This window comes from Virgisporangium aliadipatigenens (assembly GCF_016863615.1).
GTDB lineage: Bacteria > Actinomycetota > Actinomycetes > Mycobacteriales > Micromonosporaceae > Virgisporangium > Virgisporangium aliadipatigenens.
Map to the genome: position 1 here is coordinate 20,335 of NZ_BOPF01000010.1, position 25,356 is coordinate 45,690.

Annotated in this window: 24 protein-coding genes and 4 tRNA genes; 16 read left to right on the forward strand and 12 right to left on the reverse strand. The window is 73.4% G+C overall.

Annotation, left to right across the window (positions count from 1 at the left end):
• Positions 1-36: 36 nt before the first annotated feature.
• From Val02_RS15885 to Val02_RS15895, 3 genes are all read right to left on the reverse strand, one after another.
• The gene (locus Val02_RS15885) at positions 37-2,283 is read right to left on the reverse strand and encodes a helix-turn-helix domain-containing protein (protein WP_203899848.1); all 2,247 of its coding nucleotides are present in this window, start codon (positions 2,281-2,283) and stop codon (positions 37-39) included.
• 117 nt (positions 2,284-2,400) lie between these two features.
• Positions 2,401-3,531: a lytic polysaccharide monooxygenase gene (locus tag Val02_RS15890; RefSeq protein ID WP_203899849.1), complete on the reverse strand. Its 1,131-nt coding sequence runs from the start codon at positions 3,529-3,531 to the stop codon at positions 2,401-2,403.
• Positions 3,532-3,650: 119 nt separating this feature from the next.
• Positions 3,651-4,253 carry a hypothetical protein gene (locus Val02_RS15895; RefSeq protein ID WP_203899850.1) on the reverse strand — a complete coding sequence of 201 codons (603 nt, stop codon included), beginning with the start codon at positions 4,251-4,253 and terminating at the stop codon, positions 3,651-3,653.
• A 192-nt stretch (positions 4,254-4,445) separates the two neighbouring features.
• On the opposite strand from Val02_RS15895, the gene Val02_RS15900 reads away from it, so the two are divergent.
• Positions 4,446-5,549 carry a cellulose binding domain-containing protein gene (locus Val02_RS15900; RefSeq protein ID WP_203899851.1) on the forward strand — a complete coding sequence of 368 codons (1,104 nt, stop codon included), beginning with the start codon at positions 4,446-4,448 and terminating at the stop codon, positions 5,547-5,549.
• Positions 5,550-5,614: 65 nt separating this feature from the next.
• On the opposite strand, the gene Val02_RS15905 is transcribed toward Val02_RS15900, so the two are convergent.
• The gene (locus Val02_RS15905) at positions 5,615-6,388 is read right to left on the reverse strand and encodes a putative hydro-lyase (RefSeq protein ID WP_203899852.1); all 774 of its coding nucleotides are present in this window, start codon (positions 6,386-6,388) and stop codon (positions 5,615-5,617) included.
• 95 nt (positions 6,389-6,483) lie between these two features.
• On the opposite strand from Val02_RS15905, the gene Val02_RS15910 reads away from it, so the two are divergent.
• From Val02_RS15910 to Val02_RS15930, 5 genes are all read left to right on the forward strand, one after another.
• Positions 6,484-7,104, forward strand: a complete 621-nt coding sequence (locus Val02_RS15910) for a 5-oxoprolinase subunit B family protein (protein WP_203899853.1) — start codon at positions 6,484-6,486, stop codon at positions 7,102-7,104.
• A gap of 13 nt (positions 7,105-7,117) precedes the next feature.
• Positions 7,118-7,963, forward strand: coding sequence for a 5-oxoprolinase subunit C family protein (locus Val02_RS15915; RefSeq protein WP_203899854.1), 846 nt, complete (start codon positions 7,118-7,120; stop codon positions 7,961-7,963).
• Positions 7,954-8,706, forward strand: a complete 753-nt coding sequence (locus tag Val02_RS15920) for a LamB/YcsF family protein (RefSeq protein ID WP_203899855.1) — start codon at positions 7,954-7,956, stop codon at positions 8,704-8,706. The genes Val02_RS15915 and Val02_RS15920 overlap by 10 nt, the downstream gene beginning before the upstream one ends.
• Before the next feature lie 298 nt (positions 8,707-9,004).
• Positions 9,005-11,524, forward strand: coding sequence for a Tex family protein (locus Val02_RS15925; protein ID WP_239152977.1), 2,520 nt, complete (start codon positions 9,005-9,007; stop codon positions 11,522-11,524).
• 75 nt (positions 11,525-11,599) lie between these two features.
• Positions 11,600-12,151 (forward strand): type 1 glutamine amidotransferase domain-containing protein, encoded by a 552-nt coding sequence (locus Val02_RS15930; RefSeq protein WP_203899857.1) that lies wholly within the window; start codon positions 11,600-11,602, stop codon positions 12,149-12,151.
• A gap of 21 nt (positions 12,152-12,172) precedes the next feature.
• On the opposite strand, the gene Val02_RS15935 is transcribed toward Val02_RS15930, so the two are convergent.
• Together Val02_RS15935 and Val02_RS15940 are read right to left on the reverse strand one after the other, a co-directional pair.
• Complete coding sequence (locus tag Val02_RS15935) at positions 12,173-12,910, reverse strand: HAD family hydrolase (protein ID WP_239152979.1); 738 nt, start codon at positions 12,908-12,910, stop codon at positions 12,173-12,175.
• Positions 12,911-12,980: 70 nt separating this feature from the next.
• A complete protein-coding gene (locus tag Val02_RS15940) occupies positions 12,981-14,147 on the reverse strand; it encodes a PP2C family protein-serine/threonine phosphatase (protein WP_203899859.1) in 1,167 nt (388 codons plus the stop codon).
• Between the two features lie 232 nt (positions 14,148-14,379).
• On the opposite strand from Val02_RS15940, the gene Val02_RS15945 reads away from it, so the two are divergent.
• The 4 genes from Val02_RS15945 (at position 14,380) to Val02_RS15960 (ending at position 14,846) form a co-directional block, all read left to right on the forward strand.
• Positions 14,380-14,451: transfer RNA gene (locus Val02_RS15945), tRNA-Trp, on the forward strand.
• Between the two features lie 137 nt (positions 14,452-14,588).
• A tRNA-Ser gene (locus tag Val02_RS15950) sits at positions 14,589-14,674 on the forward strand.
• A gap of 14 nt (positions 14,675-14,688) precedes the next feature.
• Positions 14,689-14,758: transfer RNA gene (locus tag Val02_RS15955), tRNA-His, on the forward strand.
• Positions 14,759-14,763: 5 nt separating this feature from the next.
• A tRNA-Tyr gene (locus Val02_RS15960) sits at positions 14,764-14,846 on the forward strand.
• Here the strand turns inward: Val02_RS15960 and Val02_RS15965 are convergent.
• Complete coding sequence (locus tag Val02_RS15965) at positions 14,847-15,617, reverse strand: bestrophin-like domain (RefSeq protein WP_203899860.1); 771 nt, start codon at positions 15,615-15,617, stop codon at positions 14,847-14,849.
• Positions 15,618-15,719: 102 nt separating this feature from the next.
• Between Val02_RS15965 and Val02_RS15970 the strand changes: the two genes are divergently transcribed.
• Positions 15,720-16,892, forward strand: coding sequence for a hypothetical protein (locus Val02_RS15970; RefSeq protein ID WP_203899861.1), 1,173 nt, complete (start codon positions 15,720-15,722; stop codon positions 16,890-16,892).
• Positions 16,893-17,043: 151 nt separating this feature from the next.
• Here Val02_RS15970 and Val02_RS15975 read toward each other — a convergent pair whose 3' ends face one another.
• Together Val02_RS15975 and Val02_RS15980 are read right to left on the reverse strand one after the other, a co-directional pair.
• Complete coding sequence (locus Val02_RS15975; protein ID WP_203899862.1) at positions 17,044-17,934, reverse strand: ATP-grasp domain-containing protein; 891 nt, start codon at positions 17,932-17,934, stop codon at positions 17,044-17,046.
• Between the two features lie 29 nt (positions 17,935-17,963).
• Positions 17,964-18,788, reverse strand: coding sequence for an aminoglycoside phosphotransferase family protein (locus Val02_RS15980; RefSeq protein ID WP_239152980.1), 825 nt, complete (start codon positions 18,786-18,788; stop codon positions 17,964-17,966).
• Between the two features lie 18 nt (positions 18,789-18,806).
• Here Val02_RS15980 and Val02_RS15985 point away from each other — a divergent pair, with 18 nt between their 5' ends.
• The 3 genes from Val02_RS15985 to Val02_RS15995 are packed head-to-tail and all read left to right on the forward strand — an operon-like array spanning position 18,807 to position 20,604.
• Positions 18,807-19,625: a helix-turn-helix domain-containing protein gene (locus Val02_RS15985; RefSeq protein ID WP_239152982.1), complete on the forward strand. Its 819-nt coding sequence runs from the start codon at positions 18,807-18,809 to the stop codon at positions 19,623-19,625.
• On the forward strand, positions 19,622-19,993 hold the full coding sequence (locus tag Val02_RS15990; RefSeq protein WP_203899865.1) for a VOC family protein: 372 nt from the start codon (positions 19,622-19,624) through the stop codon (positions 19,991-19,993). The genes Val02_RS15985 and Val02_RS15990 overlap by 4 nt, the downstream gene beginning before the upstream one ends.
• A gap of 5 nt (positions 19,994-19,998) precedes the next feature.
• A complete protein-coding gene (locus Val02_RS15995; protein WP_203899866.1) occupies positions 19,999-20,604 on the forward strand; it encodes a hypothetical protein in 606 nt (201 codons plus the stop codon).
• Here the strand turns inward: Val02_RS15995 and Val02_RS16000 are convergent.
• The 3 genes from Val02_RS16000 to Val02_RS16010 are packed head-to-tail and all read right to left on the reverse strand — an operon-like array spanning position 20,601 to position 24,069.
• Positions 20,601-21,389 carry a phytanoyl-CoA dioxygenase family protein gene (locus Val02_RS16000; RefSeq protein WP_203899867.1) on the reverse strand — a complete coding sequence of 263 codons (789 nt, stop codon included), beginning with the start codon at positions 21,387-21,389 and terminating at the stop codon, positions 20,601-20,603. The two genes, Val02_RS15995 and Val02_RS16000, sit on opposite strands and share 4 nt — an antisense overlap.
• 23 nt (positions 21,390-21,412) lie before the next feature.
• Positions 21,413-22,606: a twitch domain-containing radical SAM protein gene (locus Val02_RS16005; RefSeq protein WP_203899868.1), complete on the reverse strand. Its 1,194-nt coding sequence runs from the start codon at positions 22,604-22,606 to the stop codon at positions 21,413-21,415.
• Positions 22,603-24,069 (reverse strand): polysaccharide deacetylase family protein, encoded by a 1,467-nt coding sequence (locus tag Val02_RS16010; RefSeq protein WP_203899869.1) that lies wholly within the window; start codon positions 24,067-24,069, stop codon positions 22,603-22,605. The genes Val02_RS16005 and Val02_RS16010 overlap by 4 nt, the downstream gene beginning before the upstream one ends.
• A gap of 153 nt (positions 24,070-24,222) precedes the next feature.
• Between Val02_RS16010 and Val02_RS16015 the strand changes: the two genes are divergently transcribed.
• Complete coding sequence (locus tag Val02_RS16015; protein ID WP_203899870.1) at positions 24,223-24,828, forward strand: flavodoxin family protein; 606 nt, start codon at positions 24,223-24,225, stop codon at positions 24,826-24,828.
• A gap of 9 nt (positions 24,829-24,837) precedes the next feature.
• The gene (locus tag Val02_RS16020; protein ID WP_203899871.1) at positions 24,838-25,353 is read left to right on the forward strand and encodes an ArsR/SmtB family transcription factor; all 516 of its coding nucleotides are present in this window, start codon (positions 24,838-24,840) and stop codon (positions 25,351-25,353) included.
• The last annotated feature ends 3 nt before the right edge of the window (positions 25,354-25,356 follow it).

Here is a 25,356-nt window from a genome sequence, read left to right on the forward strand (position 1 = left end):
TGCCGACGGCCGATCGTTTTTGGCTCGGAGAGCGCTCTACGTGACTCGCGCGTCGCGTAGCGCGAGAACCTTCGACAGCCGCGCCTCGTCGTGGTGGCGTTCGAACGTGCTGATGGCGAGGTCGATCACCTCGCCGGTGCGCGGATGGCCGACCTGGGCGAGCGCCGTCGCCAGATCCACCAGCGCCCGGCCGCTGCCGGTCAGGTCGCCCGCGTAGCCGAAGTAACGCAGCGCGCGGTCGTAGGCGTCGATCGCGTCGGTCAGTCGCCCGGTGTGCGCGTAGGCGTTGCCGAGCCGGACCTCGATGTACCCGTCGATCGAGTTGCGGGTCGGCAGGGCCAGCCCGTCCTCCTGCCACTCCTTCGCGGCCACCGTCAGCAACGAGATCGCGGCCTCGACGTCGCCCTCGGCGATCTTCGTGTCGGCGTGGAAGTACGTCGTCACGACCCGGCCCACGCGGTAGCCGACCCGGGTGAACAGCTCCCGCGCGGTGGCGAAGAACTCGGCGGCGGCCGCCACGTCCGGCGGCTTGCGGCGCATCGCCACCCCGCCCAGGTGCGCCAGGCCCCACGCCTCCTGGTGCAGGTCGCCGTGCGCGCGGGCCAGTTCGATCGCCCGCCGGAACTGCGTCGCGCCCTCGTCCGGCCGGCCGAACACCACGTGCATCACCCAGCCGAGGCTGTTGCGCTGCCCGGCCTCGGCCACCGGGTCACCCAGCGCCTGCGCCGCCGCGACGCCGAGCGCGTACACCTCGGCCCAGGGCACCGCGCCGAAGTGCCGGTCGGAGTACCAGTAGAGGGAACGGTTGGCCGCGAGCACCCGCGCGTGCCGGCCGTCGGCGGCGGCCTGCCGGATGGCCCACCACCACTGCTCCCGCTGGGCGCCGAGCCAGGCCAGGGCGGCGACGCCGGTGCTGAACGCGTTGCGGGGATCGGCGGGGCCGTCCATGTCGAGCCACGCGCCGGCGGCGTCCACGGTGTCGAGCAGCCGGTCGACGACCCGCGTGCGCGCCTGCGCGGCCGTCGCGGGCTCCTCCTCGGCGGCCAGGCGTTCGGCGGCGAAGACCGCGGTCAGGTCGTGCAGCACGTACCGGTCCGGAACGGTGCCCGGTGCCAGCAGCCCCGCGTCGACCAGCCCCTCGAAGACCTCCACGGCGTCGTCCGTCTCCGGCCCGAGCAGCAGCGCCGCCACCTCCAGCGGATACTGCCGCCAGCGCAGCAGGGGGAGGCGGCGCAGCAGCCGGCGGCCGCGTTCGGGCAACTGGGCGTACGACACCGCGAACGCGCTGCGCACCTGCACGTCCCCGGCCCGCAACAGGTCCAGCCGCCGCTGCTCGTCGTCGAGCTGCGCGGTGAACGTGCCGATCGGCCACTGTGGACGGTCGGCCAGCCGGTTGCCCGCCACCCGCAGCGCCAACGGCAGATGCCCGCAGAGCGCGGCCAACCGGGCGGCGGCCGCGGGGTCGGCGGCGGTGCGCTGCGGCCCGACGATGTCGGCGAGCAGGTCCTGCGCCTCGTCCGGCGCCAGCACGTCCAGGCGCATCCGGCGCACCCCGGACAGGCCGGTGAGCGCGTGGCGGGAGGAGACCAGCACCAGCCAGTTCGGGCCGGTGGGCAGCAGCGGGCGCACCTGTGCCTCGCTCGCGGCGTTGTCCAGCACCAGCAGCCCCGAGCGCCGCGCACTGATCATCCGGTACCGCGCCAGCCGGGCCCCGGTCGACGCCGGCAGCTGCGTGTCCGGATCGCCGAGCGCCGTCAACAGCTGGTCCAGCGCCTCGTCGACGCCGAGCGGCGGATCGTCCACGCCGCGCAGGTCCACGAAACACGTGTCGGTGTAGCCGGCCGCCGGGAACTCCGTGTCGGCGGCGATCCGGTGGGCCGCCCGCACCAGCAGGCTCGTCTTGCCCACGCCGGGCGGGCCGTGCACCACGAGCACCGCGCCGGCCGGGCCGGCCGTGTCGACAAGTGCGGTGAGCGCGTCCAACTCCGAACGGCGTCCGGTGAAGTCGCGCACGTCCGGCGGCAGGCACTGCACCCGGTCCGCCGCCGCGGGCTCGGCACGCGCCGCGCGCAACAGCTGGCCGCGGTCGTGGTCGCCCAGCCCGAGCGCCTGGGCCAGCTCCTCCACCGTGTGCCGGCGGGGACGACTCACCTGGCCCAGTTCGAGATTGCGGACGGTGCGCACCGACAGCCCCGCCGCCGCGGCCAACTCCTCCTGTGTCCGTCCAGCCGCCCGCCGGTGCTGGTGCAACAGCTCACCGAAGTGAATGGCGACATCGTCCACGCTGCGATGGTCACAGATGGTTCCGCAGAAGGGAACGGTGGTGGCCGGTTACGTGGGGTTTTCCACCCGGTGTAACCGGCCACCGTGCACAAGCAGTCAAACTAGCGAGCAGTCGAACTAGCGGGACTGGCATCCGACGACGGGTGCCGCGGCCGGCGCGGTGCCGTTGCCCAGGAGGCCGAACGTCGTCGACTGGCCGGCGTTCAGCGCGCCGTTCCAGGTCTCGTTCGTGACGGTCACCAGTGTGCCGCTCTGGGTGTACTTACCGCTCCACACCTGGGTCACCTGCTGCCCCTCGCCGAAGGCGTACGAGGCGGTCCATCCCGCGATCGCGGCCGTTCCGGAGTTGCGCACGGTCACCTCGCCCTGGAAGCCGCCGTTCCACGAACCGGTCACCCGGAACGTGGCCGCGCAACCGCCGCCGGGCTGCGGGGAGTTGCTCGACGGAGCCGCCGAGGACGGGCGCGCCGACGACGGGGCGGCCGACGAGGGACGCGGCGAGGACGGGGCCGGCGAGGACGGGCCGGGCGAGTTGCCACCCGGGCCGATGCCGGTGACCTCGCCGTTGCCGCCGTCGAACGTCACGTCCGAGCAGCCGTAGAAGGTCTCCTGGCTGTCCGAACGGCTCCACACCGAGTAGATGATGTGCTTGCCGCTCTTGCCGGAGGGCAGGTTGCCGGTCCAGTAGTAGTGCCCGTCGTTGGTGCCGACGGCGCCGTTCTGCGGCGGGTTGGTCACCTGGAGGAACGGCGTCGACTCGAGGTCGCTCCACGCCAGCGCGCGGGTCGGGCTCCAGCTGTCCTTGGTCACGTACATGTAGAACGTGCCCGGGTGGTGCGCCCAGTTGCTGTACCGCCAGTTGAAGCTCGCGCCCGAGGTGAGGTGCGTCTGCGGCCAGTCGTCGCGGGCCAGGTTGTACGCCGCGAAGGTCGAGTTGCCGCCGCTGCACAGCGAGCCGTCCGGGACGAACCCGACCGTGCGGCCGGCGCCGTCCGAGCGCAGCACCGAGAACCAGTTGTAGAGCGGGTTGGCGCCGCCCTGCGCGACGGCCGCGCTGCAGGCCGGGTTGTGCGGCACGATGTTGCCGTTGCTGTTGGACAGGCCGTCCCGCCAACAGTTGTAGGTGCGGGAGCCGGGCGCCATCATGGCGCCGTGCGCCAGGGCCGGCGACGGGGTGAGAACGGCCACCGCCCCGGTCGCGGCCAGGATGACGGCGGCCGAAAGCGCCGCTTTCAGCGTTCTTCGCATCGATGTTTCTCCTTAGGGCGGGTGAGCAGAATGGTCGATTCGACTCAGCCGCCGCGCCAGGGCGCGCCGCATTCGCTAACTGTTTGCGCTGGTGGGAGGCATCTCGGGAGTGCAAGTTTTCAGGACGCGGCCTGGTAGCGGGTCCTTACGTCGTTGATGTTGCGGCCGTCGCTGAAGCCGACCGTGGCCCGCTTCCGGTACTCCTCGGGCAGCAGGGCGCGCAGGCGTTCCTGGTAGCCGTCGCCGCCCTCGATGACGTGCACGCCCGGGGGGTCGAGGCGGGGTTCGTAGACGATCGGGCCGACGAGCTTGGGCGCGTAGTCCCAGGGGCGGTTCTCCTGCTGGACGGCGCACAGGTAGTAGCCGTAGACCTTGGTGACCTCCTCGGTCGACGCCGCCGACGCGGGCTCGAAGCCGTAGACCTCGGCCGTGCAGTACACCGGGTCGGGCTTGCCGTCGGCCGGCGGCGCGGAGGCGATCTCGTGGTGGCCGTGCGCCTGATGCTGGGCCGGCGTCGAGCGCTCCAGCGTCTGCGCGATCTGTGCGGCGAGGCGCTCGTTCAATGTGGACGGTCCGGGGCCGGCGGTGGGGGCCGGTGACCGTTCGCTCAAGGAATAGAGAACGCCCACGACGACGATCGCGGCGAGCACGGCCGCGCCGACCGCGAGCCAGCGCCGGCCCTGGGACGGCGGACGCGAGGGAGCCTCTGCGGTGACGGACATGCGGGGGAGTGTGCGCTCCCGCGCGCCGCGGACGCGAGGGCGCGGCCGCCCGACGGAGGTCGCACCCGTCGCGTGCGTGAAAGTTTCGCGGCGGCGGCGCTGGTCGGAGCGGGTGCGGGCCGCTTTGCGGTCGCTTGACGGATCGGTGGCGCCCTATGGTCGCCGCGCCTTTTCGCGGAAGGCCACCCCCAGATGAAGCATTATGTGAAGGCCCTGCTCGCCGTGTTCGTCATGCTCGCGGCGGGACTGCTGATCGCCGCGCCGGCCCGCACGGCGCCCACCGACCCCGTGCGGATCGTGCCGCTCGGGGACTCCATCACCGGGTCACCGGGCTGCTGGCGGGCCCTTTTGTGGAACCGCCTCCAGTCGGCCGGGTACACCGGAGCGGACTTCGTCGGCACCCTGCCGCCCCAGGGCTGCGGCGTCGCCCACGACGGCGACAACGAGGGGCACGGCGGCTACCTCGCCACGAACATCGCCAACCAGAACCTGCTCCCCGGCTGGCTCTCCGCCACCGACCCCGACGTCGTGCTCATGCACCTCGGCACGAACGACGTCTGGAGCAACATCGCGCCGGCCGCGATCCTGAGCGCGTTCACCACGCTGGTGAACCAGATGCGGGCCGCCAATCCCGACATGCGCGTCCTCGTCGCGCAGATCATTCCGATGAACCCGGCCACGTGTGCGGAGTGCGGCGCGCGCACGGTGGCGTTCAACGCGGCGATCCCGGCGTGGGCGGCGGGGCTGTCCACCGCGCGGTCCCCGATCGTGGTCGTCGACCAGTGGAGCGGGTTCAGCACCGCCACGGACACCTACGACGGCGTCCACCCGAACGCGTCCGGCGACCAGAAGATGTCGGACAGGTGGTACCCGCCGCTGCGGACGGTGCTGGACGGCGGGCTCCCGTCGGCGTCGCCCAGCGCGTCGCGCAGCCCCTCGGCCACGCCGTCGGCGTCGCGTTCGGCCTCGGCCTCGCCGACCGGCTCGCCGGCGACGGGTGGCTGCGCGGCGGAGTTCACGGTGGTCGGGTCGTGGCCGGGCGGCTTCCAGGGCGAGATCGCGGTGCGCAACCCGGGAACGGCGGCGCTGCGCGGCTGGACCGTGACGTTCCGCCTGCCGAGCGGGGTGACGGTGACCCAGACCTGGAACGCCCGGCTCACCCAGTCGGGTCAGGACGTGACGGCGTCCAATGTGGACTGGAACGGCGCCGTGCCGGCGGGCGGGGCGACGACCTTCGGCCTGCTCGGCAACGGCACGCCGGGCGCGGCGCCCGCGGTGACCTGCCGCGCCGGCTGAAGATCCTTGCGCCTCCTGTGACACCTCCACCGGCGTGTCGCGTCACAGGAGGCGCGATCATGAGGTCAGGCGGCGTACGCGGCGTCGCGGACGTCCGTGACCAGCATGTGCCCGGGCGCGTGGCTTATCGCGAACGCGGGCTTCGACGCCATCACCGCCGCCTGGGGCGTCACGCCGCAGGCCCAGAAGACCGGCACGTCGCTGTCCTCCACGGTCACGGCGTCGCCGAAGTCCGGCCGCGACAGGTCGGTGATCCCCAGCGCGGCCGGGTCGCCGATGTGCACCGGCGCGCCGTGCACCGCCGGGAAGCGGCCGCTGACCAGGACGGCGGTCGGCACGAGCGGGGCGGGGACCGGCCGCATCGACACCACCATCGGCCCGGCGAGCCGTCCCGCGGGTCGGCACGCGACCGACGTGCGGTACATCGGGACGTTCCGGCCCTCCTCCAGGTGACGCACGGGGACGCCGGCGTCGAGGAGCGCGCGTTCGAAGGTGAAGCTGCAGCCGATCAGCACCGCCACCAGGTCGTCGCGCCAGTAGGCGGTCGCGTCGCCGACCTCCGCGACGCACTCGCCGTGTTCCCAGATCCGGTAGGCGGGCAGGTCGGTGCGCAGGTCCGCCCCGGGCGCGAGGACCGTGGTCGGTGCGCCCACCTCGCTCACGTCGAGGACGGGGCAGGGGCGTGGGTTGCGCTGCGCGAAGAGCAGCAGATCATAAGCGAGGTCCCGGGGAACGGCGATGAGGTTGGCCTGCGCGTAGCCCGGAGCCCATCCCGCGGTGGGCCGGCGCTCGCCGGCGCGGAATCGGGCCCGTGCCGCGGCCGGTTCTGACACGGTCATGTGCTTGAATGTAAGGATTGTTGAACGATCCGGCAATCCCTTGACGTCATCTGCCGATTCGGGGATGGTTCGTTCACACGGCTGAGAGGTGGCTGATGAAACGGCGGGTGGTGCGCGTAGGGCCCTCCGCGGTGCTCCTCGACGTGGCCCCGGAGCGGGTACCCGCCTGGTACGCCTGGCTCCTCGCGCGGCGCGACGCGGGGGAGTTCGCGGCGCTCGACGTGGTGCCCGCGGCGCGGACCGTGCTCCTGGACCGGGTCGACGAACCCGAACGGCTGGTGCGGCTGCTGCGCGGCTGCCCACCGCCGCCGGACGTCGACGAGCACACCGGGGGACTGGTCACCGTGCCGACCGTCTACGACGGCGAAGACCTCGACGACGTGGCCGAACGCTGGGGCATGTCGCGCGAGGCGGCCGTGCGCCGGCACACCGGGATCGAGTTCCGGGCGGCGTTCTGCGGGTTCGCGCCCGGGTTCGCCTACCTGACCGGGCTGCCGGCCGAGCTGCACGTGCCCCGGCGGGACGAACCGCGCACCAGGGTGCCCGCGGGCTCGGTGGCCCTGGCGGGGGAGTACGCGGCCGTCTACCCGGCCGCGTCGCCCGGCGGGTGGCGGCTGATCGGGCGCACCTCGCTGACGCTGTTCGACCTCGACGGGACGCCGCCGGCGACGCTGACGCCCGGGACGCGTGTGCGGTTCGCGGCGGTGTCGTCATGATCGCGGTGTCGTCATGATCACTGTGCGGCGGGCCGGTGCGCTGACGACCGTGCAGGACCTCGGCCGGCCGGGTTGGGCGCACCTCGGCATCCCGGCCGCGGGAGCGGTCGACCCGCCGGCCCTCGCGCTGGCCAACCGGCTGGTGGGCAACCCGCCCGAGGCGGCCGGACTGGAGATCACCGTCACCGGGTGCGCCCTGCGCTTCGAACGGGCCGCCGTGGTGGCCGTGACGGGGGCCGTTCCGACGCGGGTGCGCGGCGGGGACTTCGGGGTGCCGTTCGTCGTTCCCGCGCGGGGGCTGCTGGAGATCGGCCCGGCCGGCACGGGGGTGCGCACCTACCTGGCCGTGGCGGGTGGGCTCGACGTGCCGCCCACGCTCGGCAGCCGCGCGACGGACACGCTGTCGGGGCTCGGGCCCGCGCCGCTGCGCGACGGCGACGTGCTGCCGGTCGGCCCGGCGAGTGGCGAACCGGCGCCGGTGTGGTTCTCCGTGCCGGCCGCCGTCACCCGGCCAGTCGCGCTGCGGCTCTGGCCCGGCCCGCGGGTCGACTGGTTCGCGGCGCCGGAGGCGATCTTCGCGGCGGAGTACGCGGTGTCGCCGCGTTCCAACCGGGTCGCCGCGCGCCTCACCGGGCCCGCGCTGGAACGCCGGACCGGCGGCGAACTCGCCAGCGAAGGACTCGTGCTCGGCGCGGTGCAGGTGCCGGCGGCCGGGGAGCCGCTGGTGTTTCTCGCCGACCATCCCACCACCGGGGGGTATCCGGTGATCGGGGTCGTGGATCCCGCCGACCTGCCGGCGCTGGCGCAGAGCCGCCCGGGCACACCCGTCAGATTCCTCCGGGAGGGCGCATGGACCTGAACGCCGACCTCGGTGAGGGCTTCGGCCAGTGGCGCCTGACCGAGGACGATGCCCTGCTCGACGTCGTCACCAGCGCGAACGTCGCCTGCGGGTTCCACGCCGGGGATCCGCTGACGATGCGGCGGGTGTGCGCCTCGGCGGCCGCCCGGGGAGTGGCGGTGGGGGCGCAGGTGTCCTATCGGGACCTGGCCGGGTTCGGCCGGCGGTACATCGCCTACGAACGCGCCGAACTGACGGCCGACGTCCTGTACCAGCTCGCCGCGCTCGACGGCATCGCCCGCGCCGCCGGCACCCGGGTCGCCTACGTCAAGCCGCACGGCGCCCTCTACCACGCCGCCGCCGCGGAACCCGCCCAGGCGAACGCCGTCCTCGACGCCGTCCGCGACTACGACCCCACCCTGGCGCTGCTCACCCTCCCCGGCTCCCGACTCGCGAAGGCCGCCGCCGAGGCCGGCACGCGCGTGGTGGCGGAGGCCTTTCTCGACCGGGCCTACACCCGGGAAGGCGGCCTCGTACCCCGCACCCAGGAGGGCGCCGTGATCCACGACGCGCGGGTGGTGACGGCACGAGCGGTGCGCCTGGCCAGGGAGGGCGTCGTGGAGGCGGCGGACGGCACGGTGGTCGAGGTGCACGCCGAGTCGATGTGCGTCCACGGCGACACACCTGCTGCGGTGGACCTCGCCCGCCAGGTTCGCGAGGCCCTGGTCGACGCCGGCGTGGAGGTGGCCCCCTTCGCGGCATGACCGGGGAGCGGGCCAAGAAACCTAGCCTCCTAGGACGCGAAGTCCCACCGCGGACGTGTCACGGTCCGCACGACCCGGCGCCCCTGCTGCACGCGAACGCGGAAGCGGAGCGGCCGACGACGCGAAGCGAGTCGGCCGGGAGCGTTCGCCCCCTCTTGAACTACGGTCGCGCCCCAGACGCGGGTGCGACATGAAGCTTTTAGAAAAAGACGGCGACGCGCCGATACCCCCGCGGTGCGACATAAAAATAGCCGCACCGGCAGAATGTCCCCGGTACGGCGAGCGAAGGAGCACTGACGTGACGGTCCCCATCCCCCAGCGGATCGCCGAGGAGCTGGGCGTACGCCCCGGTCAGGTCGAGTCCGCCGTCGGGCTGCTCGACGGTGGAGCGACGGTGCCGTTCATCGCGCGGTACCGCAAGGAGGTGACCGGCGCGCTCGACGACGCCCAGCTGCGCACCCTCGAGGAACGCCTGCGCTACCTGCGCGAGCTGGAGGAACGCCGCTCCGCGATCCTCGAGTCGATCGACTCCCAGGGCAAGCTCGACGACGCCCTGCGCGCGCAGATCATGGAGGCCGACTCGAAGGCCCGGCTGGAGGACATCTACCTCCCGTACAAGCCGAAGCGGCGCACCAAGGCGCAGATCGCGCGCGAGGCGGGCCTCGAACCGCTCGCCGACGCGCTGCTGGGCGACCCGACATTGGACCCGACGGCCACCGCCGCCCCGTACGTCGACGCGGAGAAGGGCGTGCCCGAGGTGCAGAACGCCCTCGACGGCGCGCGGGCCATCCTGGTCGAACGCTTCGCCGAGGACGCCGACCTCATCGGCGCGCTGCGCGAGACGATGTGGGAACGCGGCACCGTCGCGTCGACCGTGCGCGAGGGCAAGGAGGAGGCCGGGGCGAAGTTCTCGGACTACTTCGCGTTCAGCGAGCCGTTCACGAAGCTGCCGTCGCACCGGGTCCTGGCGCTGTTCCGCGGCGAGAAGGAGGAGATCCTCGACCTCTCGCTGAACCCCGATGTCGAGGACGCCCCGTCGCCGTCCGTCTACGAACAGCGCATCGCCGCGCGATTCGGGATCCGCGACGACCAGCGGCCCGCCGACAAGTGGCTCAACGACACCGTCCGGTGGGCGTGGCGCACGCGCATCCTCGTGCATCTCGGCATCGACCTGCGGATGCGCCTGTGGCAGGCGGCCGAGGAGGAGGCCGTGAAGGTGTTCGCGGCCAACCTGCGGGACCTGCTCCTGGCGGCCCCGGCCGGCACCCGCACGACGATGGGCCTCGACCCGGGCTTCCGCACCGGCGTGAAGGTGGCCGTCGTGGACGCGACCGGGAAGGTCGTCGCGACGCACACGATCTACCCGCACGTGCCGCAGAACAAGTGGGACGAGTCGATCCACATCCTGGCCGCGCTCGCCAAGGCGCACAGCGTCGACCTGATCGCGATCGGCAACGGCACCGCCTCCCGGGAGACCGACAGGCTCGCCGCCGACCTGATCAAGCGCCACCCGGAGCTCAACCTCACGAAGATCGTGGTCTCCGAGGCCGGCGCCTCCGTCTACTCGGCCTCCGCCTACGCCTCCCAGGAACTGCCCGAGCTCGACGTGTCGCTGCGCGGCGCGGTGAGCATCGCGCGCCGGCTCCAGGACCCACTCGCCGAGCTCGTGAAGATCGACCCGAAGTCCATCGGCGTCGGCCAGTACCAGCACGACCTCGCCGAGGGGAAGCTGTCGCGCAGCCTCGACGCCGTCGTGGAGGACTGCGTCAACGGCGTCGGCGTCGACCTCAACACCGCCTCGGTGCCGCTGCTGACCCGCGTCTCCGGCATCGGTTCCGGCCTCGCCGCGAACATCGTCGCGCACCGCGACGCCAACGGGCCGTTCCGGTCGCGGGCCGCGCTCAAGGAGGTGCCGCGGCTCGGGCCGAAGGCGTTCGAGCAGTGCGCGGGCTTCCTGCGCATCCCCGGCGGGGACGACCCGCTGGACGCGTCGAGCGTGCACCCGGAGGCTTACCCGGTCGTGCGGCGGATGCTCGCCGAGGCCGGCACCGAGCTGAAGGAGCTGATCGGCAACCGGGCGGTGCTGCGCACGCTGAAGCCGGAGAAGTTCGTCGACGACACGTTCGGGCTGCCGACCGTCACCGACATCCTGTCCGAGCTGGAGAAGCCGGGGCGGGACCCGCGGCCGGCGTTCAAGACGGCGACGTTCGCCGACGGGGTGGAGAAGCTGAGCGACCTCGCCTCGGGGATGGTGCTCGAGGGCGTCGTCACCAACGTGGCCGCGTTCGGGGCGTTCGTCGACATCGGCGTCCACCAGGACGGGCTGGTCCACGTCTCGGCGATGTCGCGGACGTTCGTCAAGGACCCGCGCGACGTGGTCAAGCCGGGTGACATCGTCAAGGTCAAGGTCCTCGAGGTGGACATCCCGCGCAAGCGGATCTCCCTCACCCTCCGTCTCGAGGAAGAAGCTTCCGGGGGAACGGCGCAGCCAGGTGCGCGCTCTCGTGGCGGCGACCGCGGCTCCGGGCAGCCGGGTGGTCAGCGCGGCGGCGGTGGTCAGCGCGGCGATGGCGGTCAGCGCGGCGGCGGTGGTGGGCCGCGCGGCGAGCGTTCCGGCGGCGGGGGTCGCCCGGGTGGCGGCCAGCGCTCCGGCGGGAGCCAGCGCACCGGCGGTGGCGGCGACCGGCGCGGCGGCGGTGGTTCGTCGGGCGGCGGCTCGTTCGGCAACGACGCGATGGCCGAGGCCCTGCGCCGGGCCGGGCTCGCCGGCGGTGGCGACCAGGGCAGCGGCGGCGGTCGGGACGGCCGCCGGCGGTAGGCCGCGGGTTCCACGTTCCGCGGGGTTCCGTTCGGGTAGGCGGTAGGTATCCGTTCAGCCCGAAAGGAACCGGTCATGACCATTGCAGGTCGTAAAGTCGCCTTCCTTGTCAGCAAGGAGGGGATCGAACAGGTCGAGCTCACGGAGCCGTGGAAGGCCGTCGAGGAAGCGGGCGGCACGCCACAACTGATCTCGCCGGAGGCCGGAACGGTCCAGGGGTTCAACCACCTGGACCCGGCGGACACGTTCCCCGTGGACGTGACCGCGGCCGACGCCGACCCGAACGCCTACCACGCGCTCGTGCTCCCCGGCGGCGTCGCCAACGGCGACCTGCTGCGCTGGCAGGATTCCGCCCGGCAGTTCGTGCGCGGGTTCCTCGCCACGGGGCGGCCGGTCGCCGTCATCTGCCACGGCGGCTGGATCCTGATCGACGTGGACGGCGTGCGCGGCCGCCGCCTCACGTCGTGGCCCAGCATGGCCGTGGACTTCCGCAACGCCGGCGCCGAGTGGGTCGACGAACAGCTCGTCGTCGACAACGCGGGCGGCCACCCGTTGATCAGCAGCCGCAAGCCGGACGACCTCCCGGCGTTCTGCCAGGAGCTGGTGGCCCAGGTCGGCAAGGACTGAGCCCGGTCCGCTCTCCGGTCCTCAGCCGGACGGCGACGAGAGCAGCAACTCGGCGGCGGTGGCGAACGAGTCGGCCACCGCCGTCGCCGTCGGCGAGTCCGGGGCGTCGGCGTACTCGCCGGTGGTGACGCGGATCGAACGGGCCCCCGCGGCGACGGCGATCGCCACGTCCTTGCCCGGCCGGTCGCCGACCACGACGAGCTCCTCGACGGGACAGCCGATCAGCTCCGCCGCGTGACGCAGCCCGCTGGGGTGCGGCTTACGGGACGGCCGCCCGCCCAGCTCGTCGGTGATGACGATCGCGTCGAACGCCTCGGTGAGCCCGGCCGCCGCCAGCTTCGCCCGCTGCAACACGGGCGAACCGTCGGTGAGGCACACCAGCGGGTAACGCCCGCGCAGCGCGACGAGCGCCTCCCGGGTGCCCGGGTACAGCGGCAGCACGGTCGGCTGGTACGCCACGAACGCCGCGAGCAGCCGGGGAAGCACCGCCGCGACGGCCTCCCGCGGGATGCCGCACGACGTGAGCGCCCGGTCGATGGTGCCGCCCCGGTCGGAACCGGCGTGCAGCTGCGTCCGCAGCGCGGTGGTGATCGCCGCGGCGTTGAGCCCGCTCGCGGCGGCCGCCTCGCCCACGGCGGCAGCGGCGCCGTCGAGGTACGAGACGTGCGGGTAGAGCGTGTCGTCGAGATCGATCACGACCCCTGCCGGGGGAGGTCCCGGCAGGCCACGACGCTGCCGGGTGGCCGTTTCGGTGGTCACGGTCCACATGGTGCCAGCCCCGTGGGCCGTGGGACACCGAACGCGCCCATTCCCGAAGCGTGGAATCTGCTTACGTGCCGGACCAGTGCAGGAGGAGGGCGGTGGCGTCGTCCTGGAGCTGTTCGTGCTGGTGCTCCAGGATCGCCTTGACGAGGCGGCGCATCGTCTCGGCCGGCGACACCTCGTCGGTGAGGGTGCGGCCGACGAAGTCGACGAGCCGGTCCCGGCCGAAGAAGTGGCCGTGGATGTCGCGGGCCTCGATGACGCCGTCGGTGTAGAAGAGGACCCGGTCCTCCGGTTCGAGTTGCTCCTCGGCGATCTCCGGCGGGCCGTCGATCCGGCCGAGGCCGAGCGGCAGCGCGGTCGGCGCGGGCAGGTCGCGGACCAGCTGGTTGTTGCGCAGCAGCAGCCCGCCGGGATGGCCGGCCGACACCCAGCGCAGCAGCCCCTCGTCCAGGGTCAGCTCGGCCAGCGTCCCGGTGACGAAGAGGTCCGGGAACTGCGCGTTGACCCACTTGTCGACCGAACGCACCGTGTCGAGCAGGTCGAGGCCGCAGCGGCGGGCGTTGCGGTAGGCGTTCAGCGCGACGGTGGTGAGCGTGCTCGCCGTGATGCCGTGGCCCACGCCGTCGAAGATCGCCAGGTGCAGCTTGCCGCCGTCGATCGCGTAGTCGAACGCGTCCCCGCCGACGTCGTAGCAGGGCTCCAGGATGCCGGAGACCCCCACGGCGGTGGCGCTGAACGTGAGCGGCGGCAGCAGGTTCCAGATGATCTCCGTGGCGACCTGCATGGCCGAACCGCGGCGCAGGCGCTCGACGGCGTCGGCATAGCGCCACCGGCTGCTGAGCAGCCCCGCGACGGCCGAGGCGAGCGCGGCGGACGCGGCCCGCACCCCGGCGTCGGGCGGCACCTTCGCGTCGACCTCCAGCACACCGATGCGGTGCCCGGCGTCGCTGATCGGCAGCCACAGCCGGGACCCGCCGTCGCCCTCGACCGGAACGCCCAACGCGTAGGCCCGCCCGGCCAGCGTCCCGTCGATCGGCACGGTCTCCCGCGGCGGCGACCCGTCCCCGAGGAACGGCGTCAGCCGCTCCTGCCCGTAGTCGGCGAGGTAGGCGACGAGCGCGTCGGTGCCGAGCGCCGCCGCGGCCTCCATGAGCAGGGCGGGCATCCGCGTCGGGACGGACTCCTGAGCGGACAGGAGCAGGTCCTGCACCGCTGCGGAACCGTGTGCCACCAGGCGTCTCCCGCCGTGCTTTATTCGTTTGCGCGGGGTCGCGCCCGGCTCTTACCGTAGTCGTCGTACCACCCGGGCAGGCAAACCAAACGGGAGCATCTCATGTGGCAGCACCACGGCTCATATGCCGGCAGGCGAAGCGACTAGCGCGTCCACAAGCGCTCCCGTCGCCCCGCCTCCGCACCCGTCGGACGCGGGGTTTTCTGTGTCTCCCTACGTTTTCTGTAGCCCTATGGGTGTAGCTCAACGGAAGAGCGTCGGTCTCCAAAACCGGAAGGTGGGGGTTCGAATCCCTCCGCCCGTGCGTATCCAAAACTCCACAGTGGATGGTTAGAAATGATCGGTGCCCGTCGCTGGCGCCGATCGCCCCGGCGCCGACACCTTACGGCGCCGTGGAGCCCGGGGCCCGCCGGTGTGAACGGCGGGGCCCCGGGCACTCTCGGAGAGGCCAGCCGATGTGGCGCCGGCACCCGTCTCGAAAACGGTCTGGGGTGACTCCCGTGCGGGTTCGACTCCCGCTCTCTCCGCTTGCATCACCGTGGTGTCTGTAGCTCAGTGGCAGAGCGCCGGATTGTGGTTCCGGTGACGAGGGTTCGATTCCCCCAGACGCCCTCCCGCGGGTGCGCCGACGTAGGAGAGTCGGGCCTGGCTGTAACCCAGGTGCCTTGCGCTCAGGGGGTTCGAATCCCTCCACCCGCATCACCTTTGCGCAAGGGCGCCGATCGCGTCGAGGAAGACGGCGGCGTCGACCCGTTCGCCGCGCTGGTACGGATACTCCAGCTGGTACACCGAGAAGAGCAGCAGCGCCGACATCGCGCCGAGCATGCCGTTCAGGGCGAGGTACTCGGCCCGGCCGCGCACGCCGAAGAGCAGGGCGTTCCCCAGGGTGATCAGCGAGCCGATGACGAGCGCGAGCCACATCACGCCGGGCAGCCCCTCGTCGGAGGCCGCGATCCGGGCGTCCCGCGCGGCGGCCAGTTCGCGCAGGGTCGTGCGCGCCTCCGCCTGCCGGCTCGCCCGGTTGTCGTCCGCCGGGTCGGTGCCGTCGACGACCTGCCAGATGTCGTTCACCGTCGTCGGGCCGGCCGCGCCCAATGCCTTGCCGGAGGCCATCTTCGGCCACTCGTCGTGGGCCACGACGTCGATGTAGCGGTCGGTCAGGCCGCGCAGCCGGGTGCGCTGGTCGTCGGGGAGCGTGTCCGCGTAGCGGCGCAGTTCGACGACGGCGCGGGCCTCCTGGCGGCTGTTGTCCTGCGCGGCGTCGTTCGCCTCCCAGACGCTCAACACCACGAACGTCAGCAGGATCGCGTAGAGCACGCCGATGATGGCGAACGCCAGCCCCGCCACGTCGTTGTTCTCCACCCGCACGGCTACGGGCACGTACTTCTGCACCACGATCCCGGCCGCGACGACCAGACCCGTCACGACGAGAACGGCGGCCAGCCCCCCGACGATCGTTTCCACGTTCACGCGCCGTCCCCGCCCGCTAGTGTCTGATTTGCACCAAATCTAAGCAGCGCGTGGGCCGTGCGGTCCGGCGTTCGACGGAGTTTGCGAGGGACGTCACCGGCCGTGCTCACCCCCCTGTTCGTCCGTTCGACCGTGCTCCTCGCCGTGCTGGTGGCGGTGCCCGCACCCGCGTCCGCGGCGCCCGTTGACGTGCTGCCCGAGGGGCTGGTCTGGGTCGCCACGCCACCCGGAGCCGGAACGTCGGTGCTGCACCGCGTCGGCGCCGACGGCCGCGTCACCCGCCAGCGCCTGCCCTACCCGATGAACGCCATCGGCTGCGCCGCGGACGGCACCGTGTACGGCCTGGGTGACGGGTTCGGCGGCGGCCCGCGACCCGTGCGCGTCGAACCCGACGGGACGGCCACGCCGCTCGGGCGGGTGCGCGGGCTGCGCCGCTACGGGCTCGCCACCGGCTATGCGGCCACGTTCCGCGGCGAACGCCTCGTCGTGCGCACCGACGGCGAGCTGCGCGAGCTCACCCTCGAACGCCCCCGCCAGGAGCGCACCGCCCGCCTGCCCGACCTGCCCTACCTGGGGGACTGGGACGCCGACGCCGACGGGAACCTCTGGTCCGTGGCCGGTGCCCGACGGCGCGGCGCCGAACTGATCCGCATCGACGCGGCCGGCCGCGCGGTCGACCGCGCCCGCATCCCGCACCTGCCGGGCGGCCGCGCGTACGGCGGGGTGGCGCTGGATTCCGCCGCCGAGGCGCTGTACGCCCTGTACCACCACGCCGAGCGCGCGAGCGTGCTGTACCGCGTGCCGCTGCGGGCGCCCGAGCGGGCGGTGGAGGTCGCCCGGCTCGACCCGGCGGTCTCCACCGACGCGGCGATGTGCCCGGTGGAGCGGGCCACGCCCCAGGCGATCCCGCCCGAGGAGCCGGCCCCATCACCGGCCCCTTCACCGGCCCCGCAGCCGTCGCCTTCCCCTTCGCCGCCGCCGTCTGCGTCGCCTTCGCTTCCGCCGTCGCCCGCGCTTCCCGGGTCGTCCGGAGCCCTGCCGCCGGTGGCGCGCGTGCTGATCCCGCCGCTGTCCACCGCGGCGCCGCCGGCGACCGAACCCGCACCCGTGCCGGTCCCGTCGAAGCGCCGGCCCCGCCGCACGCCGCAGCCCGTGGCCGCCCCGCCCGAGCAGCCCTCGCTGCTGAGCAAGCGGGCCCTGCCGGTGGTCAGCGCGCTCATGATGATCGCCGCCGTGACGACCCGTCTGGCCCGCACCATCCGCCGCCCCCGCTGACATCCCCGGTAGCACTCGCGCGCCGGGGTACTCCACGCCGAAGGCAAGGAGCCTAGCCTCCTAGGATGCCTGGCGCCCAGCGCGGACGGCGCACGGACGGGGGACGGAGATCGGGGGCCGGCGGCAGACGTGCGACATGAAGCACTCGTCGTCACGCGATCGGATCGTCGCTCCGGACCAGGCGCTCCAGGAGCAGGGACGGATCCGTCTCCCGGGGGAGATCGCTCACCTGGCCGTCGCCGACCTCGACGACCCGCCAGCGGCCGTCCGCGCGCAGCGCCAGATCCGTCGTGACGAGCTGGCAGCCCAGCCGCGCCACCGGCGGCGCGATCCGGGTCAGGTCCGGCGCCCCCACCTCGCCCGGCGCGTCCGGGTGGGCGGTTACCAGCATCGGCGCCCCGTCGAACCACCACACCCGGATCTCGTCGGCGTGCCCCGGCCGCCGCAGGTACGGCTCGAAGCGGCGCAGGACCACGCCGCCGGCGAGGTCCTCCTCCTGGCGTTCGACGAAGGTGGAGACCACGGCGTGCAGGGCGGCGACGTCGAAGAGGTTGGGGATGTAGCAGGCCTCGTCCCACTCGTGCTTGCGGGACTTGACGTAGTCCTTGACGATGCCGGGGCCGCCGCCGATCGCGGCCGTCGCGGCGGCGAGCGCGGCCGGCGTCGGCGGCACCCCGGGCCGCGTCGGCAGCCAGACCGACGCGGGCGTCACGTCCACGAAGATTTCGTACCAGCCGGGGAACTCGTGCGCGCGCCGGTACTCCTCGGCGGTCACGACCAGGGCGGCGCCCCGGCCGTGCAGCGCCTCCTCCAGCTGCGCGTAGCGGGCCGACGGGATCATCCAGCCGCGGTACCAGGCCGGGCCCAGACCCTCGGGGACCCGACGGACGGCCGCCGCGGCGTCCCCGCGCAGCAGCGCGTCGTGGTCGACCAGGGCGACGGTGCCGTCGAACGCGGCCACCGCCTCCGCCTCGCGGGCGAAGTGCGCGTCGGGACTGCGCGGTCGCAACGGATCCGCGCAGAAGAGCACGGCGGTTCCCATCGGGGCAGCGTAGTCGCCCGACGGGAGGTTCAGGGCCGGAGGTCGGCCACGTTCTCCCGGGCCCACGCGCGGTCGCGCAGGATCTGGTCGCCGACGCCCTCGGCCCACATGCGCGCCCAGCCGCCGCCGCGTTCGACCGCCGCGCGCTTCATCGCGAAGTACGAACGGTGCCAGCGCCGGTCCGCCATCCCGAGAAAGTCCGCCCGCCGTTCGTCGTCGAGCCCGTACGCGTCGCAGAACAGCCGGATCCGCCCGCCCGCGTCGAGATCCCGGAACGCCGGATCCCGGTCGACCGGCGGGCTCATCGGCGCCCAGTAGCGCAGCGTCGTCACGATGTCGAACAGCCGCGTCGACGGCCGCGCGAGGTCGAAGTCGATGAACCCGACCGGCCGGCCGTCGCGGCAGATGACGTTCTCGACGGTGAGGTCGTTGTGGCACACCAACTCCGGGGCCGCGAACGGCATCGGCGCCTCGGGCACCGGCGCGCGTTCGGGCCAGTGCACCCCGTCCGGCAGCGTGAACCCCTCGCACGCGTCGTGCAGCCGCCGCTGCAGCCGGGCGATCCCGACCAGGAGTTCCTCGTCGGCGGCCCACGGGTGGATCGGCCGGCCGCCCATCTCCCCGGGCACGAACGTCAGCACGTCGCGCCCGCGCGCGTCGACGCCGAGCCAGCGCGGGGCCGCCTCGAAGCCCACGTTCTCCAGGTGCAGCAGCAGGTGGCGAACGGGTTCGCTGTGCGGGCCGGGCGGGCGGCGCACCGTGTCGCCGATGCGCACCAGCCCTTCCGTGACGTCGCCGCCGAGCAGCGGCACCTCGGCGGCCGCGGGATCGGGTTCGCGGAAGGTGGGCGTCATGCGTGCAATGATCGCGGCATGGCGGCTGTCGAACTGCGGCCGGGTGCCGCGCTGGCGCCGTTCGTGGCCCGGATGGGCCGGTACCGGGGGGACCATCCGCCCGGGCGCGAACTGTCGCTGCCGACCGGTGCCGTGCAGTTGACCGTCAACCTCGCCGAGGACGCGCTGTCGCGCTGGGGTGCGGCGCCGATGCGGGTCGGCGGGGCGGGGTTCGTGGGTCCGTCCGGCGGGCCGGCGGTGATCGATCCCGCGCAGCAGCGCGACACCGTGTGGGTGCTGTTCCGCGCCGGTGGGGCGGCGGCGTTCCTGCCGGGCGGGGCGCACGAACTCCGCGACGGGCTGGTCGACCTGGCCGACGTGTGGGGGCGGGACGGCGCGACCCTGCGCGAACGGCTGCTGTCCGCGGCCGACCCCGTGCGCGCCCTCGAGCGGGTGCTGACCGGGCGGCTGCTCAGGGGACCCGACCCGGCGCTCGTCGCCGCGGCACGTGCGCTGCACGACGGGGCGAGCGTGGCGGCGACCGCCGACCGGCTGGGCTGGACCACGCGGCACCTCGGCCGCCGGTTCGCCGCCGGGATCGGGTTGGCGCCGAAGCGGTTCGGGCGGGTGCGGCGGTTCCAGCGGCTGCTGCGGGCGGTCACGGCGGGCGGCGCTCCGGACTGGGCAAGGCTCGCCGTCGAGTGCGGGTACTACGACCAGGCGCATCTGGTGAACGAGTTCCGTGACCTGTCGGGGCTGACGCCGGGCGCCTACCGGCCGCGCGACCCGGCCGCCCGCAATCACGTGCCGCTTTCTCCAATACCGCCGGAGGGTTCCGGCCGATCATCGGAGGCATGATCCGGAACCTGCATCCCCGCCTGGTCGTCACCGACGCGGCCGCCGCGATCGCGTTCTACGGGAACGTCCTCGGCGCGACCGAACGCGAACGCCACACCGACGACGGAAAGATCGTCAACGCCACGCTCTCCCTCGCCGGCACCACGCTGGCCGTGAAGGACGAGGGGCACGGCGACCCGTCGCCGCGAACGCTGGGTGGCACACCGGTGATCCTCACGCTGACCGTCGACGACCCCGACGCGCTGGTGGAATCCGCCGTGCGCGCCGGCGCGACGGTGCTCCACCCGGTGAACGACCACGCCTACGGCCGGGGCGGCCGGATCCAGGACCCGTGGGGCCACCAATGGATGATCTTCGCTCTAGACTGAGGCCGGTGAGCACCGTTCCCACAGAGCTGGCCGTCGGGCTGCGCGACGCGCTCGGGCTGCAGGCCGCCGTCGAGACCGGCACCTTCGAGGGCGCGTCGACCCGCCTGCTGGCCGGGACGTTCGCCCGGGTGTGGAGCATCGAGTGGTCGGCCGAGCTGGTCGACCGGGCCCGGGTCAGCCTCGCCGACCTGGACAACGTCCGCCTCGTGCACGGGCCCACGCAGGACCTCATCGGCTCGGTGGCGGCCGCGGCCGGACCCGCGCTGTACTGGCTCGACGCGCACTACGCCGGCCCGGGCACGGCGGGTTCCGGGACCGACTGCCCGATCCTCACCGAGATCGCGGCGATCGACGCGGCCGGACACGGCGCCGGGTCGTGCCTCCTGATCGACGACGCGGACATCTTCCTCAGCCCGCCGCCGATGCCGCCCGGGCAGAAGCACCCGCGCTACTGGCCCACCCTGCTGGAGACGATCGACGTGCTGCGGGCGCGGCACGACCGGCACATCACCGTCCTCGGTGACGTGATCGTGGCCGTGCCGCCCGCCTGTGCCGTCGTCGTCGACCGCTGGTGGCACCGGGCTCCGGCGAGCGTCCAAAGCGTGTCCTAGGCGGCGAGGCCGCGTAGGACGGCGCGTTCGACCGGGGTCGGCGCGGGATTCGCCGGATCGAGGTTGAGCTCGCCGACCGACGTCAGCGGCGGCTGGGCCAGGAACCGGGGCACGCTGCCGCGGTGTGCCTGGCCGGCGTGCACCAGGAACGGGTGGCACAGGTAGACGTCGCCGGCGTTGCCCGTGGCCAGCGCGACCGGGCGGGACTCGGTCGGGCCGAGCAGCCGGAACAGCTCCGCGTCCGAGGTGCCCGCCCGCCCGGCCGGCGCGAGCAGCCGCGGCACGTCCAGGTGCGAACCCACCCGGATCCGGGTCGGCGCGTCCGCGGAACCGACGTCGCTGAAGAGCATCAGCACGAGCAGCGAACGGTTGCGCGACCACAGGTTGAGCCCGTACCGGCCCTCGCCCAGGGGATAGCTGCCGTCGACGTGCCATCCCGTGTCGCTCGGCTCCGGCAGGCCCGGCAGCCGGACGACGAACCAACCGAGGTTGCGCAGCGGGTGCCACCGTCCCCGGCCGGCGAGGCGGTCGTACGCCGCGTGCAGCGTCGGCGTGTTGCCGGCCCGCACGAACAGCGGATCGGGCGCGTCGAAGATGAACTCCACGGCCTCGGTCCAGGTCGAACGGTCGTCGGGATCGGCGTTGATGTGCCGCCAGGCGAGGGCCCGGCACTCGTCGGCCAGTTCGCGCGGTATGGCGCCCGCCACCTTGACGAAGCCGTCCTCCTCGAACCGGGCGACCTGTTCGTCGTCGAGGACCGGCGGCGCGGTGTCGCTGAGCGTCATGTGTGCCTCCCCGTCGGAGCAGGTCAGTTGACGGTCGTGAGGGTCGGCGGCGACATGAGGTAACTCGTCACGCCGCGAACGTCGCGCGCCACCATGGGATAGCCGTCCGCCTCCAGCCGCGCGGCGAGCGGCACCAGATAGGCCTGCGCCTCGCGCTTGGCCGCGCTGGGCAGGTTGCGGATCGACAGCTCCTCCGGCTCGCGCACGGTGTTGCTCAGGTGCACGGGCAGCCCGCGGCCGAGCGCCCAGTCGACGACGTTCTCCAGGTCGAACACGTTGTCGCGCTGCGGTGCGGCGTGGATCGAGAGCCGCACGACGTCCCGGACCCGATCCGCGTTGCGCTCGAAGTCGGCCCACCGGCCGCCGATGCGGACCTGTTCGAAGACCGGCCCGACGCCGTCGCAGGAGGCCTCCAGCGAGACCCGCTTGAACGCCCGCCACAGCTCCAGGATGTCGGCCGGCAGCGCGGTCAGGTTGGTGGCGTAGGTGAGGTCGACCTCCGCGGCCCGCCCCGACTCGACGAACAGCCGCAGCAGCGGCCGGTGCGCGCGCAGCAGCAGCGGCTCGCCGCCGGCGAAGTACATCGACGTGATCGCCGGCAGGTTCTCCTCCAGCGCCCGCCAGAACCCGGGATCCTCCGAGTACGGGTCGAGCGAGCGCTTGAGCCAGGTGTCCGGGTGATGGCGCACCAGCGAGGAACTCGTCGGCACGTCGCACATCACGCACCGCAGGTTGCAGTGGTTGCCCAGCCGCAGGTCGAGATAGCTGGGGAAGCCGTCGACCGAACCGTCCTCGGCGGTGCGTTCGCGGCACTCCTGCACGGAGGGGACCGGGGTGCCCTGCCGCAGCATCTGCAGGCGCAGCGAGTCGCCGGCCAGCCGTTCGCGGGTGTAGCAGTCGCGGCAGGCGGGGGTCGGCTCACCGGCGAGCATGGCCAGCCGGGTCGCCCGCAGCCGCGGACTGTTGAACGCCTCGTCGAGCGACATGACCATGTCCGGGTTGTCGGCCGCGAACGTCGAGTTGGCGGTGCACCCGACGGCGTCCTCGCGCAGCACCATGCGTTCCGGGCGGCTGCCGCGGTACTGGGGCCAGTTCTGCTGGGCGCTGGTGTCGACGCAGCAGCGGGAGTAGACCCCGTCGACATGGGCGCACAGGTGGGTCCACGGCAGGTGGCAGAAAACCTTGTCGATGCCCTGGGGGTCGGGTGCTTCGGTCATCTCGTTCTCCTGTCCCGTCGGTTGGGTCGATCGCCGCCTGTGCCGTCGCCCGGCAGGGCCGCCGTCGTCAGGCCGCGCGCGGCGATGCCGGTCAGCAGCCGTTCGAGCAGGACGCGGGCGAACCGGTCCGCCAGCGGGTCGTCGGTGCCGAGCGCGGAGTCGTGCAGCAGGACCACGCCACCGGCCAGGTCGTCGGTGTCGAGGACGCGCTCCGCCGCCCGGGCGGCCGATCGATCGACGTCCGCCGTGCTCCGGCACTGCGGCCAGTGCTTCCAGTCCTCGGTGTCGTGACTCCATTGAACGAGTTCGCAGTCCGGCCGCCACCGCCGCACGGCGTCGTGCACGTGGCTGTCCTCGTCACCGGCGCCGAACGGCAGTCGCACCCGGGTCGGACCCGGCCGGGCGACGCCGTCCAGCAGGCGCTGCGTGTCGTCGAGTTCGCGGATCACCTCCTCCCGGCTCAACATGTCGAACTGGCGGTGCGTGAACGAGTGCCCGTGCACCGGATGGCCCGCGCGGACGATCTCGGCGAGCCGGGCGGGATGCTCGCGGACGGCCTTTCCCACCACGAAGAACGTCGCCGTGGCGCCGTGCCGCCGCAGGACGGCCAGCAGCTCGGGCGTGTTGCGGCTCGGGCCGTCGTCGATGGTCAGGTACACGGCCCGGGAGGGGTACCGGGTGCGCACCGGCACCCGCCTGCCGCGCAGCAGCCGGGCGGGCGTGAGCCCGCGCGCGAGCCGGCCCGCGGCGAGCGCGCCGGCGTGCAGGTGCCCGCAGCCGGCCGGGCGGTGGATCGCCCGCGGGAACCGCGATTCGCGCACCGCCGCGCGGTGCAGGTCCTCCAGCCGGAACCCGTCGGCGACCAGCCGCGCCGGGTCCCGCCAGCGCGCCGGCACGACGACGTCGACGACGGCCTCCTCGGCCAGGGCCAGCGAGGCGCCGTAGCCGATCAGCCGGCCGGTGATGTAGAGGTCGTCCCAGCGCCGCACGGCCGGGTTGAACGCGCCCACCTCGCGCAGCAGCCGGCGGTCGAAGAGCGCGCTGCCGCCGAACGGCGACACGACGGGACCGACGCGGCCGTTGTGCACCGCGGCGCGGGTCGGTGTCGGCCGTTCCCGCCCCTGCGCGTCGAGCACCCGGGTGCGCCCGAGAACGGCGGCGTGCCCGCGGCGTGCGGAGGTCAGGTGGCGTAACCAGCCCCGCCCGGGTCGGCTCCCGCCGTCGACGTAGACGATCAGGTCGGTCTGCGCGGCGGCCAGCGCGGCGTTGCGCGCGGCGGCGCGTCCGGGTCGGCCGACCGCCAGGAACGGGTACCCGGCCGCGCGGGCCTCCGGCTCGGCCCCCGGGTCGCCCGCCACGAGCAGCGGAACCCGACCGTCGAGCTCCTCGACGCCCGGCGCCCGCAGGGTGCTCCGCACCGGAGCGCCGGCCACCGCGGTCACGATCACCGTGGTCTCGGACACGGCCGGACTAGCGTGTCGGGCCGGAGAATGCGCTGGCAGCCAGTGTCACCGTGACCTCCCCCGTGGACGGTTGACCAACGAAGCATAGCGATCTATCGGTGCCCCGTGCGCACATTCTGGTTTGGACCGGGGTGGGGCGGATAGACCGTTCCCATGAAGGCACTGATCGTCAATTGCACGTTGAAACCGTCGCCGCAGACCTCCAACACGGAGGCGCTCGCCAACGTGGTGGCCGCCGCGCTGACGTCGGAGGGCGTGGTCGTCGATTGGGTCCGCGCCGTCGACCACGACATCAAGCCGGGCGTGGAGAGCGACATGGGCGACGGGGACGCATGGCCGGCCATCCGTTCGAAGATCCTCGACTCGGACATCCTGATCGTCGCGACACCCACCTGGCTCGGCAAGCCCTCGTCGGTGACCCAGCGGGTGCTCGAACGGATGGACGCCATGCTGTCGGAGACCGACGACAGCGGCCGTCCCGTGGCGTACAACCGGGTCGCGGGAGTGGTGAACACCGGCAACGAGGACGGGGCGCACCACGTCATCACCGAGATCTGCGGGGCGCTGATCGACATCGGGTTCACCGTTCCCGGGCAGGCGTGGACGTACTGGCACCGCGGGCCGGGCGCCGGACCGGACTACATCGACGACCCGACCGGGCACGACTGGTCGGCAAAGACCGGCCGGGCGATGGCCGCGAACCTCATCGGGGTGGCGAAGGCGCTGTCGCACGGGGCGATGCCGGTCCCGCCGGCATAGGGTCCCTGCGTGAGCGACGACGCGTTCGAGGCGGAGACCCCGGCACAGTTCAAGGCGCTGGCGCACCCGTTCCGCCAGCGCCTGCTCTTCGCCCTCGGCGAACGGCCGGCCACGATCAGCCAGCTCGCCGTCGCGCTGGACGCGCTCAAGGGCAACGTCTCGCACCATCTCAAGGTGCTGCGCGAGGCGGGACTGGTGCGCGACGCCGGCACCCGCACCGTGCGCGGCGGCACCGAACGCTACTTCGCCCGCGCCGCCGCCCGCGTCGTCGCCCCGACGGCAGTGCCCGGGACGGCCGCCGCGCTGCTGGGCGCGATCGCCACCGAGATCGAACGCAGCCCCGCCGAGCACGTTCTGACGCTGCGCCACGTGCGGCTCTCCGCCGAGCAGGCGGCCCGGCTCACCGAGGCCCTGGAGGAGATCGTCGCCGCGGCACCCGACACGCCGGACCAGCCCCGCCACGGCCTCCTGGTCGCGCTCTACCAGCAGGCGGAGCCCGCACCGGACACCGATGCGGGCCCCTGAGAG

Coding starts and splice junctions, on each gene's coding strand:
- Val02_RS16000 (WP_203899867.1), bottom strand. CDS start 21,389: ATGACGCTCAGCGACACCGCGCCGCCGGTCCTCGACGACGAACAGGTC.
- Val02_RS15985 (WP_239152982.1), top strand. CDS start 18,807: ATGGCGGCTGTCGAACTGCGGCCGGGTGCCGCGCTGGCGCCGTTCGTG.
- Val02_RS15990 (WP_203899865.1), top strand. CDS start 19,622: ATGATCCGGAACCTGCATCCCCGCCTGGTCGTCACCGACGCGGCCGCC.
- Val02_RS15910 (WP_203899853.1), top strand. CDS start 6,484: ATGAAACGGCGGGTGGTGCGCGTAGGGCCCTCCGCGGTGCTCCTCGAC.
- Val02_RS15980 (WP_239152980.1), bottom strand. CDS start 18,788: ATGACGCCCACCTTCCGCGAACCCGATCCCGCGGCCGCCGAGGTGCCG.
- Val02_RS15905 (WP_203899852.1), bottom strand. CDS start 6,388: ATGACCGTGTCAGAACCGGCCGCGGCACGGGCCCGATTCCGCGCCGGC.
- Val02_RS15900 (WP_203899851.1), top strand. CDS start 4,446: ATGAAGCATTATGTGAAGGCCCTGCTCGCCGTGTTCGTCATGCTCGCG.
- Val02_RS15890 (WP_203899849.1), bottom strand. CDS start 3,531: ATGCGAAGAACGCTGAAAGCGGCGCTTTCGGCCGCCGTCATCCTGGCC.
- Val02_RS16005 (WP_203899868.1), bottom strand. CDS start 22,606: ATGACCGAAGCACCCGACCCCCAGGGCATCGACAAGGTTTTCTGCCAC.
- Val02_RS16015 (WP_203899870.1), top strand. CDS start 24,223: ATGAAGGCACTGATCGTCAATTGCACGTTGAAACCGTCGCCGCAGACC.
- Val02_RS15975 (WP_203899862.1), bottom strand. CDS start 17,934: ATGGGAACCGCCGTGCTCTTCTGCGCGGATCCGTTGCGACCGCGCAGT.
- Val02_RS15915 (WP_203899854.1), top strand. CDS start 7,118: ATGATCACTGTGCGGCGGGCCGGTGCGCTGACGACCGTGCAGGACCTC.
- Val02_RS15930 (WP_203899857.1), top strand. CDS start 11,600: ATGACCATTGCAGGTCGTAAAGTCGCCTTCCTTGTCAGCAAGGAGGGG.
- Val02_RS15920 (WP_203899855.1), top strand. CDS start 7,954: ATGGACCTGAACGCCGACCTCGGTGAGGGCTTCGGCCAGTGGCGCCTG.
- Val02_RS15895 (WP_203899850.1), bottom strand. CDS start 4,253: ATGTCCGTCACCGCAGAGGCTCCCTCGCGTCCGCCGTCCCAGGGCCGG.